Annotated in this window: 16 protein-coding genes; 11 read left to right on the top strand and 5 right to left on the bottom strand. The window is 66.3% G+C overall.

Annotation, left to right across the window (positions count from 1 at the left end):
* Window positions 1-7 precede the first annotated feature (7 nt).
* The gene (locus HNP02_RS42595) at window positions 8-130 is read left to right on the top strand and encodes a hypothetical protein (RefSeq protein WP_255506341.1); all 123 of its coding nucleotides are present in this window, start codon (window positions 8-10) and stop codon (window positions 128-130) included.
* Between the two features lie 54 nt (window positions 131-184).
* On the opposite strand, the gene HNP02_RS09585 is transcribed toward HNP02_RS42595, so the two are convergent.
* Both HNP02_RS09585 and HNP02_RS09580 read right to left on the bottom strand, forming a co-directional pair.
* A complete protein-coding gene (locus tag HNP02_RS09585) occupies window positions 185-409 on the bottom strand; it encodes a hypothetical protein (protein ID WP_184437472.1) in 225 nt (74 codons plus the stop codon).
* Window positions 410-893: 484 nt separating this feature from the next.
* On the bottom strand, window positions 894-1,379 hold the full coding sequence (locus HNP02_RS09580; protein ID WP_184437470.1) for a hypothetical protein: 486 nt from the start codon (window positions 1,377-1,379) through the stop codon (window positions 894-896).
* Window positions 1,380-1,600: 221 nt separating this feature from the next.
* On the opposite strand from HNP02_RS09580, the gene HNP02_RS09575 reads away from it, so the two are divergent.
* The 9 genes from HNP02_RS09575 (at window position 1,601) to HNP02_RS09535 (ending at window position 11,861) form a co-directional block, all read left to right on the top strand.
* Window positions 1,601-3,175, top strand: a complete 1,575-nt coding sequence (locus tag HNP02_RS09575; RefSeq protein WP_184437468.1) for an amino acid permease — start codon at window positions 1,601-1,603, stop codon at window positions 3,173-3,175.
* Window positions 3,176-3,188: 13 nt separating this feature from the next.
* Window positions 3,189-4,658, top strand: a complete 1,470-nt coding sequence (locus HNP02_RS09570; RefSeq protein ID WP_184437466.1) for an FGGY-family carbohydrate kinase — start codon at window positions 3,189-3,191, stop codon at window positions 4,656-4,658.
* A 5-nt stretch (window positions 4,659-4,663) separates the two neighbouring features.
* A complete protein-coding gene (locus HNP02_RS09565; protein ID WP_184437464.1) occupies window positions 4,664-6,004 on the top strand; it encodes an iron-containing alcohol dehydrogenase in 1,341 nt (446 codons plus the stop codon).
* 10 nt (window positions 6,005-6,014) lie between these two features.
* Entirely contained in the window at window positions 6,015-6,710 is a 696-nt protein-coding gene (locus HNP02_RS09560) for a 1-(5-phosphoribosyl)-5-((5-phosphoribosylamino)methylideneamino)imidazole-4-carboxamide isomerase (RefSeq protein ID WP_184437462.1), read from the top strand.
* 10 nt (window positions 6,711-6,720) lie between these two features.
* Window positions 6,721-7,521, top strand: coding sequence for a GntR family transcriptional regulator (locus HNP02_RS09555; RefSeq protein ID WP_184437460.1), 801 nt, complete (start codon window positions 6,721-6,723; stop codon window positions 7,519-7,521).
* Between the two features lie 260 nt (window positions 7,522-7,781).
* Window positions 7,782-9,635 (top strand): molecular chaperone DnaK, encoded by a 1,854-nt coding sequence (dnaK, locus tag HNP02_RS09550; RefSeq protein ID WP_184437458.1) that lies wholly within the window; start codon window positions 7,782-7,784, stop codon window positions 9,633-9,635.
* Complete coding sequence (gene grpE / locus HNP02_RS09545; protein WP_184437456.1) at window positions 9,632-10,255, top strand: nucleotide exchange factor GrpE; 624 nt, start codon at window positions 9,632-9,634, stop codon at window positions 10,253-10,255. The genes dnaK and grpE overlap by 4 nt, the downstream gene beginning before the upstream one ends.
* Before the next feature lie 35 nt (window positions 10,256-10,290).
* On the top strand, window positions 10,291-11,466 hold the full coding sequence (gene dnaJ, locus HNP02_RS09540; protein WP_184437454.1) for a molecular chaperone DnaJ: 1,176 nt from the start codon (window positions 10,291-10,293) through the stop codon (window positions 11,464-11,466).
* Window positions 11,466-11,861: a heat shock protein transcriptional repressor HspR gene (locus HNP02_RS09535; protein ID WP_184437453.1), complete on the top strand. Its 396-nt coding sequence runs from the start codon at window positions 11,466-11,468 to the stop codon at window positions 11,859-11,861. The genes dnaJ and HNP02_RS09535 overlap by 1 nt, the downstream gene beginning before the upstream one ends.
* A 3-nt stretch (window positions 11,862-11,864) precedes the next feature.
* On the opposite strand, the gene HNP02_RS09530 is transcribed toward HNP02_RS09535, so the two are convergent.
* Together HNP02_RS09530 and HNP02_RS09525 are read right to left on the bottom strand one after the other, a co-directional pair.
* Window positions 11,865-12,767 carry an aldose 1-epimerase gene (locus HNP02_RS09530; protein WP_184437451.1) on the bottom strand — a complete coding sequence of 301 codons (903 nt, stop codon included), beginning with the start codon at window positions 12,765-12,767 and terminating at the stop codon, window positions 11,865-11,867.
* A gap of 18 nt (window positions 12,768-12,785) precedes the next feature.
* Window positions 12,786-13,952, bottom strand: a complete 1,167-nt coding sequence (locus tag HNP02_RS09525; RefSeq protein ID WP_184437449.1) for an FAD-binding oxidoreductase — start codon at window positions 13,950-13,952, stop codon at window positions 12,786-12,788.
* Window positions 13,953-14,130: 178 nt separating this feature from the next.
* Between HNP02_RS09525 and HNP02_RS09520 the strand changes: the two genes are divergently transcribed.
* On the top strand, window positions 14,131-14,610 hold the full coding sequence (locus HNP02_RS09520; protein WP_184437447.1) for a TetR/AcrR family transcriptional regulator: 480 nt from the start codon (window positions 14,131-14,133) through the stop codon (window positions 14,608-14,610).
* On the opposite strand, the gene HNP02_RS09515 is transcribed toward HNP02_RS09520, so the two are convergent.
* A complete protein-coding gene (locus HNP02_RS09515; protein WP_184437445.1) occupies window positions 14,607-15,263 on the bottom strand; it encodes a GAP family protein in 657 nt (218 codons plus the stop codon). The genes HNP02_RS09520 and HNP02_RS09515 overlap by 4 nt on opposite strands.
* Between the last annotated feature and the right edge of the window lie 29 nt (window positions 15,264-15,292).

Raw genomic sequence — 15,292 nt, 5'->3', positions numbered from 1 at the left:
CCACGCATTGGAGATTGCCGCGACCGAGACGATCGTGTCCTTCGACAATGACACGCAGGCCAAGATCTATTACGAGCCGCCATCCAAGGATGATCTGGTCGCCTTCATCAAGCCGTTTGTACAGCCATGACGAACTTCAGGCCCTCCCCGGGGATATACGGGAGGGCCTGAAGGGTTCGGGGGTCTAGCTGCCGAGCAGGTGGGCGATGCGGGCGGGGCCGTGGTTGTTGTGCCAGCCGGGGATGGCGCTGGGTGCTGGCTTGGCGTAGGTGTCGGGGCTGTAGGAGTAGCCGGGGCCGGTCGGTGCCTGTGTGGTGGCGTTGGCCATGCCGGCCAGGCCGAGGGCGGCGGCGCCGATCATTCCGGGGACTGCGCAGTAGCGGGTGAAGTTGCGGGCGATGGTGGTCATTTCTTCAATCCTTTTGTCTGGGTTGCTCTTTGGTTTCTCTGCCGGTGTGTTCCGGCGATGAGATAACTATGTCGCGAATCCAGACGGCTGTATGTCGGGTGACCGGTGGAGAGACCGGATGAATGTCGTGTCCACCGATCAGGGGACACGCCGACGCAGCACGCGCCGACTTCCGCGTCAGGGTCGTGAAACCGCCGCCGTCGGAACGACCTTCGTGCAGAAATCGACGAGGACAGGCGTTCCCCGGCCTCGTGGACCTGGCCTGGTGTAGGAACTCACCGAATCTGTCGGTGCTCAGGGCTTCCGACCATGGAGTTCTCAGCTACGTGTCGGTCGTGGATCGTCACTAAGTTGTCGGAATCCTCAGTTCGTACCCCCGACGCGGGGCCGTACGACGCCGAAGCGTCTTCGCAATGTTTTAAGCCTTGGCCGGCTGATCAGCGAACTTCCTCGAGCAACTGGGTCCCATCGCCGGCAGATTTGGTCACAGCCCGGCGAGCACGACGCGCAGTTCGGCGCCCAGGTCGCCACTGCCGGACCAGTACATCGGCCCGGCACCGTCGGACAGCAGCAGGCGTAGCCGCGCGACACCACGCGCGCTCACCGGGCCCGGACCAAGCAGGCGCAGCGTAACTTGGTCGATGACATCCAACGCGGCTGCGACGCCTGCCCGGTTGACGGGGACTCCTGGCGACATCGGGTTCCGGCGTGAGTGCGCCTCGGACACACTGTTTTTCAGCGCCTGCGCGAGCTTGTTTCGCTCGCCAGGTGACGCCAATCGTGCCACGTGAGCCGCGAGGGCGCTGGCGGGACGTGGTGCCAGGCCGGCCACGAGCTGCTTGTCGAGCCGGGTCGCGGACAGCTCCGCGATCACGCGCGTGATGACGGACGCCTCGGCGAAGGTGCTCCGCAGCGAGTCGTCGACATGGTGATGTCCAAAAGTGCCTATCCCGCGTTTCAGCTCATGCATCGCCAGTGCTCCTTGACGATCGCCGTCACGGTCAATTGTGCCCCAGTTTCGTTGGGTGCGGTGATGACATCGCCAACCGAACGCCCGCCGGAGCTGACCGAACTCGATGGTCGGATCCGAGGCCGTATCAGATGCCGCCTTGATCCTTGACGGCCGGATCTAACAGTCATTATTCTAGAAAGTTGTCTGACAACTTTGCGCCTCAATCCCGAGGAGGGGCCATGGCGGAGAACACGCGGGCAGTAGGCTCGGTCACGTATCACGACGCGGAGCACGGCTATTTCGAACGGCGCAAATTGCGTCGTCACGCCGCCTTCTGGTCGCTGTGGGCACTCGGAGTCGGCGCGGTCATCTCAGGGGATTTCTACGGCTGGAACCTCGGCCTTGACGCTGGTGGCTTTGGTGGTCTCCTGATCGCCGGCGTCGTCATCACGATCATGTACTACGGCCTCTGTTACAGCATCGCCGAGATGTCGCCCGCACTTCCCCACACGGGCGGTGCTTACTCGTTCTCGCGCTCGGCGATGGGCCCGTGGGGCGGATTCGTCACCGGGTTGGCCGAGAACATGGAATACGTCATCACCCCCGCGGTCGTCGTGGGCGCGATGGGATTCCTTTCGCACGACATCGTTTTCGACCTGACCGGAGCCGACGGGTGGTGGAACAGCCCAGTGCTCTGGTGGGCGCTCTACTACATCATCTTCGTCGGGATCAACATCCTCGGCATCGAGATCACCATGCGGTTCACCGTGGTGATCACGGTGGCAGCGCTCGGCATCCTTGGGTTCTTCTTCCTTGCCGTGCTCTTCACGGGGTCCTTCGATGCCAGCCTGCTCACCAATATCCCACCGGACGAAGGCGGCAGCAGTTTCCTGCCCAAGGGCATCGCCGGAATCTTCCCCGCCCTGCCGTTCGCGATCTGGTTCTACCTGGCGATCGAGGAACTGCCGCTGGCCGCGGAGGAGTCTCACGATCCGAAGCGGGACATTCCCCGTGCGACGATCTGGGGGCTCAATACGCTGGTCCTCTTCGCGGTTCTCACCCTGTTCCTGAACACGGGCGTCGGCGGCGGAGCGGCGAGCATCGGAACGTCGGCGACCCCGTTGTTCGATGGTTTCAAGGCGGTCTTCGGGGAGGGCACGGCGGCCTCCGTGCTCGCGCTTATCGGGCTGATCGGGCTGATCGCCAGTTTCTTCACGATCATCTATGCCTATGGTCGCAACACGTACTCGCTGTCTCGCGCGGGATACTTCCCGAAGAGTCTGTCGATCACCCACCCAACCAGAAATACGCCGTACGTCGCGCTCATCGCCGGTGCGGTGGTGGGGTACGTACTGGCGCTGCTGATCTACTTCCTCGGTCAGAGCGAGAACGCACTGGCGGGCAAGATCGTCGGTGCGCTGCTGTACATGGCCGTATTCGGCGCGGTGATCTCCTACTTCATGCAGTGCCTGGCGTTCATCCTGCTGCGGCGCAAGCTGCCGAACATCGTCCGGCCGTACCGCAGCCCGGTGGGGGTCTGGGGTGCCGCGGTGGCGGGCGCGATCGCATTGGTTGCGCTCATCTCTCTCTTCTTCAATGCGGACTACCGGCCCGGTGTCGTCGGCACGCTCATCTACTTCCTGATCGGAGTGCTCTACTTCGCGGTCGCAGGGCGGCACAAGTTGGTGCTGTCTCCGGAAGAGGAGTTCGCGATGTCGCACGGGCAGCACGGAGCGAACCTGGAACAGGAGGGCTACGGCACGGTCTCCGTCACCGAGATCGCGGCCGACGATACGTCAACTCGCTCACCGTGATCTGAGGGAAGGCGTGTCTCTGGCCCTAGGAGCCGACGTCGGCTCGCAGAGCGTCAAGGTTGTTCTCGTCGACGAGGGTGGTGACGTCGTGGCCACCGGTTCGGCTGCGCTCGCCATGATCCACGAGCACGACGGCTGGGCGGAGCAGGACCCGCACACCTACTGCACCGCACTTCGTGACGCCGTCCGGATGGCGACGGCAGGCGTCGAAAAGTCGCGGATCTTGGCGATGGGCCTGGGCAGTCAGGTAGATGGCGTCGTCGCCTGCGATGCCGGCGGTGAGCCGCTGCGACGGGCGATCATCTGGCTGGACAAGCGGGCCACCGAGCAATGCGATCGACTGGTCGCGGCAGCGGGTCAGGATCTTCTCGCCGAGCGGACCGGTCTGGTGGCCGATGCGTCGCATAGCGCACCGAAGATGATGTGGATCCGCGACCACGAACCTACTGTCTGGCACCGTGCGGCGACGCTGGCGCCCGTCGGATCGTATGTGCTGCACCACCTCACGGGCTCGCACGCCCAGGACGCCGCGAACGCATCGTCGACGATGGTCTACGACGTCACCCGCGGTGACTTCGACGCTGCGCTGTGTTCCGCGGCCGACCTGGACCCGGCCATGTTCGCGCCGCTCCGGCCGTCAACCGAGGTGGTCGGCACCCTCCTGCCCGATATCGCCGCTGAGCTCGGCCTGACGACGAATTGCGCGGTTGTCGTCGGGACGGGAGATGAACACGCCGCGTCGGTCGGGGCCGGTGCGATCGAGGCGGGTGTCGTCGTCGACGTCACCGGTACCGCCGAACCGGTGACGACGGTGTCCGCCGCGCCCGTGCGCGACCCCCGCTGTCTCGTCGAGACACACGGTCATGCGGTGCCAGGTTCGTGGCTGATCGAGAATCCCGGATTCGTCAGTGGCGGCAGCACGCTCTGGCTCGCCGCCCTGCTCGGTGTCACGCAGGCCGAGGTATTCACCCTGGCGTTGGCGGCGCCACCGGCTAGCGAGGGCGTGCTGTTCCTGCCCGCGTTGTCGGGGTCGACGGCACCGCGGTGGAACGACCAGATGCGTGGGGGCCTGCTCGGCCTCGCGATGAACCACACGCCGTCGCACGTCGCACGGGCCGTGCTCGAAGGATGTGCATATGCGTTGCGCGACATCGTCGAACGACTCGACGCGCTCGGCCTGGGTCGCGGCGAGATACGGATCGTCGGCGGTGGCGCGCGCGACAACTTGTGGGCGGCGATCAAGGCCAGTGTGCTCGGCAGGCCAGTGCGGCGCGTGCTGACCGAGGAGGCCACCGCGGTCGGCGCCGCGATGGTCGCCGGGGTGGGCACTGGGTTCTTCGCGGACTTCACTGCGGCTTCGGTTGCCGTCCGGCTCGCTCCGGCCGCCATCGACCCCGACCCCGAGGCGACCAAGAAGTACGCCGACGCCTACGGACGCTATCTCGCCGCGTTCGATGCGGTCGAGACCGCGCTGGCCCGATGATCACCGTGCCCGAACCAAGCGCGCTCCTCGGGGCCCTGCGCGCGGGAGGCTACGCCGACCTACCCGAGGTGGACGTCCGCATCGGGGCCTCGGTCCTCGACCGCGCGCTCACCGACAGTTGCGTGCGACTGGCGGGGAAACCGGTGATACTCAGCGACGGCTGCCCGTATTGCACGCCGGCAGGGCCGGTCGTGGAGCGGCTCGCCGCGCAGCTCGGGCAGTGCCCGGTCGTCCAACTCGGCACCGGGACGGTTCGCGCCAACGAGGAGACTGTCGAGCGCGCGATCGCCGAGGTCGGCGCTAACCGGCTGCTCATTTCCGTAGGATCCGGGACGCTAACGGACGTCGCGAAGGTCACCGCACAGCGCACCGGTAGCCGTCACGTGGCGGTCCAAACCGCCTGCAGCATCAACGGTTTCATCGCCGACCGCAGCGTCCTGGTAGTGGCAGGCGCGAAACGCACCGTCCAATCCAGATGGCCCGACGTCCTCGTCGCCGACACCGATATCCTCACCTCGGCACCGTGGCAGTTGAATCTCGCCGGGGTCGGTGACCTGTCGACGGTGCCCAACGCGGTCGCGGAGTGGCAACTCGCGGCCCGACTCGACCACGGTCCCCGCTACGACCCCGCGGTCGTCGAGGGTGTCCTTGCCGCGATTCCAGCCCTTCCGACCCTCGCCCGAGCCGCCCGCGACGCCGAGCCGGCAGGCCTTGCCGATCTCGCCCGGCTGCTGGCGGCCAGTGGCCTGTCGATGGGGATCGTGGGCTCGACGGCACCGGCATCGGGCACCGAGCATGCGGTCTCCCACTTGCTGGAGATGACCCGCAGCCGTCAGCGAAGGCCGGCCGCTGCCCACGGCATGCAGGTCACGGTAGCGACGCGGCTGGCCGTGCGGGTTTGGCAGCTCGTGGACCGGACGATCCGGTCGACGGATGCGAAGGTCCGGGTGCCCGACGAAAAGACAGGCCGCGACGCCGTGGCACGCGCATTCGCCGGGTTCGACCCGCAGACCGCCGAGGAGTGCTGGACGGCCTACTCCGCAAAACGGAAGTGGCTGCTCGCACACCAATCCGCGGTCGAGACACTGGTTTCGGACTGGGAGACGTTCGCTGCGTCGCTCACGGTGCCGTCGCCGGAAGAATTCGACGAGCTAGGCCAGGCGAGCGGTCTCCCGACCCGGGCGAAGGATCTCGGCGTCGGCTACGACGGCGACATGCTGTTCTGGGCTCTGAGAAATTCGCACCTCCTGCGGGAGCGGATCTCGATCGTCGATCTTGCCGACCTGCTCGGTGTCTGGTCGGACGAGACGGCGCGGTCGATCGTGGCCGACGGGGAGAAGGGATGAAGGAGGACTAATGGCTCACTTCGTGTTCATGCTCACCCACGGTGATCGAACCGTCGACAACGCGGCCGAGATCGTGCCGACCCTGGCCGACACCGGTCTGCGCTACATCGGATTCAAGGACGTCGGAGCAGAACCCTCGCGACAGCGTGAGCTGACGTCGCTGGCTCATGACGCCGGCTTCGAGGTCATGTTGGAAGTCGTCTCGACCAGCACTGAGGACGAGCTGTCGTCACTGCGTGCGGCGGCGGCGGCCGGGGTCGACTGGGTACTGGGCGGCACTCACGCTGCGGGTGCAGCGGGCATCCTGCCGGATCGGGTCCGCTATTGCCCGTTTCCCGGCCGGGTCGTCGACCATCCGAGTGTTCTGCTCGGAACAATCGCGGAGATTGCTGACGATGCCGAACGACTCACCGAACTCGAACACGTCACCGGCCTTGACCTTCTGGCGTATCGCCACCCGGCGGCTGATGTCCTTGCGCTCATCCGCGAGGTGGTCCGGCGTTCGAGCGGCCCAGTGATCGTCGCAGGGTCGATCGCGAGCATCGACCGGGCCGTCGCCGTCAGCGAGGCGGGCGCGTGGGGATACACCATCGGCAGCGCCATTTTCGACGGCCTGCTACCCGGTGCCCCATCCATCTCGGCGCAGGTCCGTCGCGTCCTCGTGGACACAGCCAACGCGGATGCGTCACGCGAAAGCCGCACGTAGGGTCTAGAGAGTGTCTGGCCGAACTCTGCTCGCCAACCGGTTGCGCGACGAGCTGTTGGAGGAGATAACCAGTTCGCACTTGCAGCCGGGGACGAAATTGCCGACGGAGGGCCAACTCGCCAAGCGTTTCAACGTATCTCGCGCGACGGTACGGGACGCGGTCGGTGCGCTGATCGAGGCCGGGTACGTCACCCGCCGTCGTGGTTCGGGGAGTTATGTCGCCGAACGTCGACGGATGCCCCACGGACTCGATTCGACGCTGAGTTACCTTGCGATGATCGAGAGTGCGGGTGTCCGTGCCGGGATGCACGTCCTCGAAGCGGCGTTCGAGGAATGCTCGAAGGATGACTCCCCTTTGCAACTCGGCCCCCGCGACACGGTCTTGGCGGTCGAGCGGGTCCGGACGGCCGACGATCGACCGGTGATCTACTCACACGATCGCATCCCCGCGCGCCTGCTCAGCACCGACCTCGATCTGCGGAATCTCGACCCCTCTCTGTTCGCCCTACTGAATTCCTCAGGACACGCGGCAGACCATGCGACGGCGACATTGCGCGCGGTCGCCAGCACCAGCCATTCCGCGAGAGTGCTCGGTATCCGGCGGGGGAAGCCGCTGTTGTACATCGAGGAGATCGACTACGACCGGGACGGAACTCCCGTCATGCTGTCCCGGGAATGGCACGTTTCCGAAGCCTTCGATGTCCGGGTCAACCGGAAGGCCGACGCACGCCACGAGTACAAGTACGCGATCCCCGCAAATCCCTCGCTGGCCGGGCGACCGATCACGTCTCCGCCGTCGACGACGGCGTAGTCCAGTCGCGCTGACCTGGGTCGGAGGGCCAGAAACACCCGGGCGGCATTGACTCGGTCAAAGCCCACCCCGACAACTTATGGGAATTCCTACACCGAGACCGAGGGGCCTGGGAACAAATCCGAAACCCGCCCCGTTGACCCGTTCGACAACTTGAGTGAATTAGGCTCAACTCTGGTTGACACGCTAGTGTCGGCGAGAGCAAGCTTGAGCGTGGTCCACTCAGACCCGCAAACATTTCTAATCAGGAGGCAGTAACTATGGCTCGTGCGGTCGGAATCGACCTCGGGACCACCAACTCGGTCGTCGCAGTGCTCGAGGGCGGCGACCCCGTCGTCGTCGCGAACTCGGAGGGCTCACGCACCACCCCGTCGGTCGTAGCGTTTGCGCGCAACGGCGAGGTGCTCGTCGGTCAGCCCGCCAAGAACCAGGCCGTCACCAACGTCGACCGGACCATCCGTTCGGTCAAGCGTGAAATCGGCACCGACTGGTCCGTCGAGATCGACGGCAAGAACTACACCGCGCAGGAGATCAGTGCGCGCGTCTTGATGAAGCTCAAGCGCGACGCCGAGGCCTACCTGGGCGAGGACATCGCCGACGCGGTCATCACCGTGCCCGCGTACTTCAACGACGCCCAGCGTCAGTCCACCAAGGAAGCCGGCCAGATCGCCGGCCTCAACGTGCTGCGCATCGTCAACGAGCCCACCGCGGCCGCCCTGGCCTACGGCCTTGACAAGGGCGAGAAGGAACAGACCATCCTGGTGTTCGACCTGGGTGGCGGCACGTTCGACGTCTCACTGCTGGAGATCGGCGAGGGCGTCGTCGAGGTCAAGGCCACCTCGGGTGACAACCACCTCGGTGGCGACGACTGGGACGACCGGATCGTCACCTGGCTCGTCGACAAGTTCAAGGCCACGGCAGGCATCGACCTGACCAAGGACAAGATGGCGATGCAGCGGCTGCGTGAAGCGGCCGAGAAGGCGAAGATCGAACTCAGCTCGTCGCAGAGCACCTCGATCAACTTGCCCTACATCACCGTTGACGCCGACAAGAACCCGCTGTTCCTCGACGAGCAGCTGACCCGCGCGGAGTTCCAGAAGATCACTCAGGATCTGCTGGACCGCACCCGCAAGCCGTTCCAGTCGGTGATCAAGGACGCAGGCATCTCGGTTGGCGAGATCGACCACGTGGTGCTGGTGGGTGGTTCCACCCGCATGCCCGCGGTGTCCGAGCTGGTCAAGGAGATGACCGGTGGCCAGGAGCCCAACAAGGGCGTCAACCCCGATGAGGTCGTCGCCGTCGGCGCAGCACTGCAGGCCGGTGTCCTCAAGGGCGAGGTCAAGGACGTGCTGCTGCTCGACGTCACGCCGCTGTCGCTTGGCATCGAGACCAAGGGTGGCGTGATGACCAAGCTCATCGAACGCAACACCACCATCCCGACGAACCGGTCGGAAACCTTCACCACGGCCGACGACAACCAACCGTCGGTGCAGATCCAGGTCTATCAGGGTGAGCGCGAGATCGCGGCGCACAACAAGCTGCTCGGCTCCTTCGAGCTGACCGGTCTTCCACCGGCCCCGCGCGGCGTGCCGCAGGTCGAGGTCACCTTCGACATCGACGTCAACGGCATCGTGCACGTCACCGCCAAGGACAAGGGCACCGGCAAGGAGAACACGATCAAGATCCAGGAGGGCTCCGGCCTTTCCCAGGAGGAGATCGACCGGATGATCAAGGACGCCGAGGCGCACGCCGAGGAGGACCGCAAGCGTCGCGAGGAGGCCGACGTCCGCAACCAGGCGGAGTCGCTGGTCTACCAGACGGAGAAGTTCGTCTCCGAGCAGCGCGAAGCCGAGGGTGGCTCGAAGGTCCCGGAGGAGACGCTGACCAAGGTCGACGCCGCCGTCGCCGAGGCCAAGCAGGCGCTCGAGGGCAACGACATCAGTGCGATCAAGTCCGCGATGGAGAAGCTGGGCGTCGAGTCCCAGGCGCTGGGCCAGGCCATCTACGAGGCCACCCAGGCCGAGCAGTCGGCGGACGCAGGCGCAGGAGCCGGGCAGGCCGACGACAACGTTGTGGATGCAGAGGTCGTCGACGACGAGCAGGAGAACAAGTGACACAGGAAGATTCGCACGAGCCGGTGACCTTCACCGACAAACGGCGCGTCGATCCGGTCACCGGTGAGGTACGTGAGACAGCCGGGCCGGCCCCCAGTGGGCCGGCGCCGGAGGTCTCCGAGCCGGCCGCCGAGTCCGATGAAGCCGTCGAGCTGAAGGCCACGCTGCAACGCGTCAAGGCCGAGTACGACAACTACCGCAAGCGGTCCGTCCGCCAGGAACAGGCCGCGGCCGAACGGGCCAAGGCAGGCGTCGCCGCCCAACTGGTGCCCGTGCTCGACGATCTCGACCGAGCGCGCAACCACGGCGACCTCGAGTCGGGGCCGTTGAAGTCGGTGGCCGACAAGCTGAACACCGCGCTCGAAAACATCGGGTTGGTGGCGTTCGGCGCCGAGGGTGACGCCTTCGATCCGTCCCTGCACGAGGCCGTGCAGCACGAGGGTGACGGGTCCAATCCGGTGATCGGCACGGTCATGCGCCAGGGCTACAAACTCGGCGATCACATCCTGCGGCACGCCATGGTCGGCGTGATCGACACCGTGCCGGAATCCGACACGGTCGACGAAACCGGCGGTAGTGACGGCGAGAACGTCCAGGCGAACGCAGAATCAAACGAATAGTCCATCGATGAGCACAGGTGAGGAGGTGACGCGACATGGCCCAACGCGAATGGGTCGAGAAGGACTTCTACAAGGAGCTCGGCGTCTCCTCTGACGCCACCGAAGCGGAGATCAAGAAGGCCTACCGCAAGTTGGCCTCGCAGCTGCACCCCGACCGGAATCCTGGCGACGCCGCATCGGAGAAGCGGTTCAAGGCCGTATCCGAGGCCAACAGCGTGCTGTCGGATCCGGCCAAGAAGAAGGAGTACGACGAAACCCGAAGGCTCTTCGCCAACGGTGGATTCGGGCGTCGCTTCAACTCGGGCGAAGGAAACTTCGGCGGCTTCGGTGGCGACGGCAGCGAGGTCAACCTCGGTGACCTGTTCGGAGCGGCCGGCCAGACCGGTGGCGCCAACATCGGTGACCTGTTCGGCGGACTGTTCGGACGCGGTGCTCAACAGCCGCGGCCCAGCCGTCCCCGTCGCGGCAACGATCTCGAGACCGAGACCGCGCTGTCCTTCCTCGAGGCCACCAAGGGCGTGGCGATGCCGTTGCGGCTCACCAGCCCGGCCCCGTGTACCAACTGCCATGGCAGCGGTGCGCGCCCGGGTACCAGCCCGAAGGTGTGCCCGAACTGCAACGGCTCCGGCGTCATCAGCCGCAATCAGGGCGCGTTCGGCTTCTCCGAACCGTGCACCGAATGCCGGGGCACGGGCTCGATCATCGAGGAACCGTGCGAGGAGTGCGGCGGCAAGGGCGCGACGACCCGGACTCGCACCATCAACGTGCGGATCCCACCGGGCGTCGAGGACGGTCAGCGGATCAGGCTGGCCGGCCAGGGCGAGGCCGGTCTGCGGGGCGCCCCCTCGGGCGACCTGTACGTCACCGTGCACGTGCGACCGGACAAGGTGTTCGGCCGTGACGGCGATGATCTCACCGTCACCGTGCCGGTGAGCTTCCACGAACTCGCCTTGGGCACAACGCTTTCCGTTCCTACTCTGGAGGGCAAGGTCGGGGTGCGGGTGCCCAAGGGCACGTCGGACGGTCGCATCCTTCGGGTGCGTGGCCGCGGTGTGCCGAAGCGCGCGGGTGGTCACGGCGATCTGCTGGTCACCGTCAAGGTCGCGGTCCCGCCGAACCTCGAAGGTGAAGCGGCGGAGGCGCTGGAGGCTTACGCCAAGGCGGAACGCGCGAGCGGATTCGATCCGAGAGCGAACTGGTCGGGGGCGTGATGGGTCGGAAGGACGATGCCCGCACGTTCCTGATCTCGGTGGCCGCCGAGCTGGCCGGTATGCACGCGCAGACGCTGCGCACATACGACCGGCTCGGCCTGGTCAGCCCGGAACGCAGTTCGGGCGGCGGTCGCCGCTACTCCCAGCACGACGTCGATCTGCTGCGCGAGGTGCAGCGGCTGTCCCAGGACGAGGGCGTGAATCTCGCTGGGATCAAACGCATCATCGAATTGACCAATCAGGTCGACGCCTTGCAGTCGCGGCTGGTCGAGATGGCCGCCGAGTTGGACCGGTTACGGGCCAACCAGCGCCGCGACGTGGCGGTGGTGCCGAAGAGCACCGCGCTGGTGGTCTGGCAGCCCGGGGCGGGCAGGCGCAGGCGCGAAGCCGACTGACGGCTACTTCACCCTGATCGAGAAGCGGGCCGACTCCGGCTTGCCCGCAATCGCGAAGCGGTAGTTTCCCCGGCGCAGCGCATCGGTGGGCGCCGCCATCGGTTCGAAGCAGACGACGGCGTCACTGCTCGGCGCGAAGATCTGTGCCGCCGGATAGCCCTTCTCGAACGTGACTTCGAGGCGCTTGTCGCCGCCCGTGAGCGCGAACGTCGATCCGGCGGCCACCTTGTCGAAGCCGTCGTCATAGGTCGAAGTCCCCAGCGGCTCGGTGCGTCCCGCCCACTCGTCCTGCACACCGGTGGGGAGGCCCCAGTTGTCCACGGGAAGATGCCGCATGTCCGGCGTGGTGAGCTGCCACTCCTCGCGCGGCACGCCGGGGAGCGTGAGATACGGGTGGTAGCCGAAGCACAACGGCACCGACGCCGCGGTGATCGGCATCACCGTGGTCTCGATGGTCAGTGTGCGGTCGGCGAGGGTGATGTCCTGGGTGAGCACGTGCGGGAAGGGGAACGACGCCAGCAGGCGCGGTTTGCCGCCGTAGTCGAGGACTGCCGTCAACTTGTTCTCCGACCGGTGGATGACCAGCCAGCCGGGATAGGCGCTCAACACGCCGTGGATCGGCACGCCGTGCTCGTCGGTGCGCACCCCGCCGGTGCCCGCGGTCAAGGTGACGACCGCGCCGTTGATCCCATACTTGCTGGCGCTCAACCGATTTGCCCACGGATAGAGTATCGGGATGCCCATCGTCTTGCCCGACGTCACGTAGGCGTCCAGGCCGCGGCGCTGGCCGAGGTACTCGTCGTCGCCGTCACGGAGCGACGTGCCGATCATGCCCGCCACGGGTACGAAGGTGGCGGTCAGCGGCGACGACGGGTCGGTGAGCGTGACGGCTTCGAACTCAGGCATCGTTGGATTCTCCCACGGTCAGTTGGCGAGTGGATCGTGTTGTATGCGTTGGGCTTGCGCGCCCTTGGCGATCAACGCGGCCTTGGTTGCCTCGACCATGTGCGGGCCGCCGCAGACCAGGATCTGACGGTCACCCCAGCTGCCGTACCGGGTCACCACGTCCGGTAACAGCCCTGTCTGGCGGACGTGCAGACCGCGGGGCGGCTCGGCGTCGGGATAGTCGCTGGCCCACGGCGGGTTGGTGGAGTACTCCGTCACCGGCGTGACCGACAGCCATGGGTTGGTTGACGCGATCTGCCACAGCGTAGGTAGGTCGTAGAGATCGCACGGATACCTGCCGCCGAAGAACAGGTGAACTCGCGGATTCTCCCCGAACCGGGTGAGATCCATGATCAGCGTGCGCAGCGGCGCGAGGCCGGTGCTGCCCGCGACCATCAGCACGTCGCCGCCGTCGCGGTCGACCTGCAGGGCGCCGTGTGGGTTGGACACTCGCCAGTGATCGCCCGGCTTGGTCTCGCCGACGATGGCGGTGCTGACCATGCCGCCCCTGACCGATCGGATGTGAAATTCGATGGCGCCGTCGCGGTCGGCGGGTATCGACGGGGTGAGATGGCGCCACCGTCGCGGCCACTGCGGTATCTCGACGGTGACGTACTGGCCGGGGTGGTAGTACAGCGGGCGGTTGAGTTGGAGCCGGACGATCGACACGTCGCGGGTGGCGCGGATGTGGTCGACGACGGTCGCGTCGCGGTACGGCGGGCCCTTCTCCGCATCGGCCGAACCGCGCATGATCCCGATGAGCAGCGCCACGGCGTCCTGGGCGGCTGCGGCCAACCGGTCATCCCACTGATCGGTCAGCAGCTCTCGCAGGGTGCGTAGCAGTGCGTCTTGCATGGTGTCGTAATGACGTTGGGTGACACCGTACTTGCGATGATCACGGCCCAGTTGTGCCAAGAACGCGACGGGCTCCTCCGCCCTCTGCTCGATCAGCTCGCCGAACAGCCACGTCAACGCGCGACCGAAGGCGGCGCGCTGGTGGACCATGTCGGGCGGGAAGAGGTCGCGGGCGGAGACGTCGGTGACGAACCAGCGCGTGTAGAAGCGGTGAATCAGGTCATCCGAGCCGCGGTCCGGGTCGACGGCAGCGCGCAGAATCGTCAGCGCGTCGCGATCGTCGAGTCCCACGCCGCCCGAGTGTAGTTACGCCGGCGCGCGCGAACCGCGGCGGAACCCTGCGACGAAGATCAGCACCAAAGCCGGCCAACGCCCAGCAGGTCAGCACCATGAGCGCCGTCGTCGCACCTACCCCGGAGAAGTACGCCGTGGACCGCAGCAGCGTTCCGTTGGCGCCCTGTGGCAACAATTGGCCTCACCAGCGAAGACTACCAAGCGACGGGGTCGGCGCCAGGGTGAATCGGTGTCGCGGGACGCGGTGCTTGCGGCGGCCAAGAAGCGGTTCGCCGAGGACGGCTACGAGAAGACGACGCTGCGAGCCATCGCGGACGACGCCCACGTCGATCCGTCGATGGTGCTCTACCTGTTCGGCTCGAAGGCCGATCTGTTCCGCGCTGCGCTGCGGCTGATCATCGACCCCGACGTGCCCGAGATCGCCAACAGCATGGCCGCCATGCTGCACTCCGCGACGTCCGGCGGTGACGAGCAGGCGCGGCTGCGGGCCATGCTCGCGGCGACCAATCTGGTGGGCACAGCCCTACTGCGCTACGTCATGAAGGTGCCGCCGCTGGCGACGTTGCCCGCCGAAGACGTGGTCCGGATGATCGCACCGACGTTGACGAGGTATCTCACCGCTGACGCCGACGAGCTGGGGCTGCCCGAGCTTTAGCCGCCGAGGCCGTGAATTCCCTTGTACAGCACCATGAAACCGATCACGACCAGAATCGCCGCGATGAGCACCGCATGCTGGCGCTCCATCCAATCCTTCAGCCTGTGCAACGGCTCAGCGAGCCGTTCGCCCGAGACCGTGTACGCGAGAACGGGCAGCGCGACGGTCGAGCCGGCCACGGCCACGAAGTAGGCGACCGCCAGCCAGGCCTCGGGCCGTCTGACGCCTTCGCTGCCGATCGCCAAACCCGCTGCGGCGCAGATGAACAGCACCTTCGGATTGACCAGGGCGAGCACGACGGCCGTGACGGCGGCCTTGCCTGGCGCGATGGTGGTGAGGTTGCTCATCCACTTCGGCGTGTGCGCCGCGCGCTTGCGGGTCAGCCACCGATAGATGCCGAACGCGATGAGGGCGGCGCCGATCGCGATCCGCAGCCACGACGCCCAGCTCGGCGGTTTTCCCCTAAGCCCGCCAAGCAGATTGGACACCTCGACGAAGATCCCGGTCAGCGCGGTGAGGGACAGAAGCCACCCGGCCAGGAAGGCCCATCCCGTCGGCTTGGGCCGCGGTGTGTGCAGCACCAGCACCGCCGGGATGATCGACAGCGGTGACAGCGCGATCACGAGGGCGAGCGGGATGAGTTCGGTCAGCATCGATCGCAAACCTAGCAAGCCCGGCAGCG

Source organism: Mycobacterium sp. AZCC_0083 (assembly GCF_014202335.1).
In the GTDB taxonomy this organism is placed as follows: domain Bacteria; phylum Actinomycetota; class Actinomycetes; order Mycobacteriales; family Mycobacteriaceae; genus Mycobacterium.
Note: the sequence above shows the minus strand (reverse complement) of the source record. Positions and strands in the feature narration are given on the sequence as shown.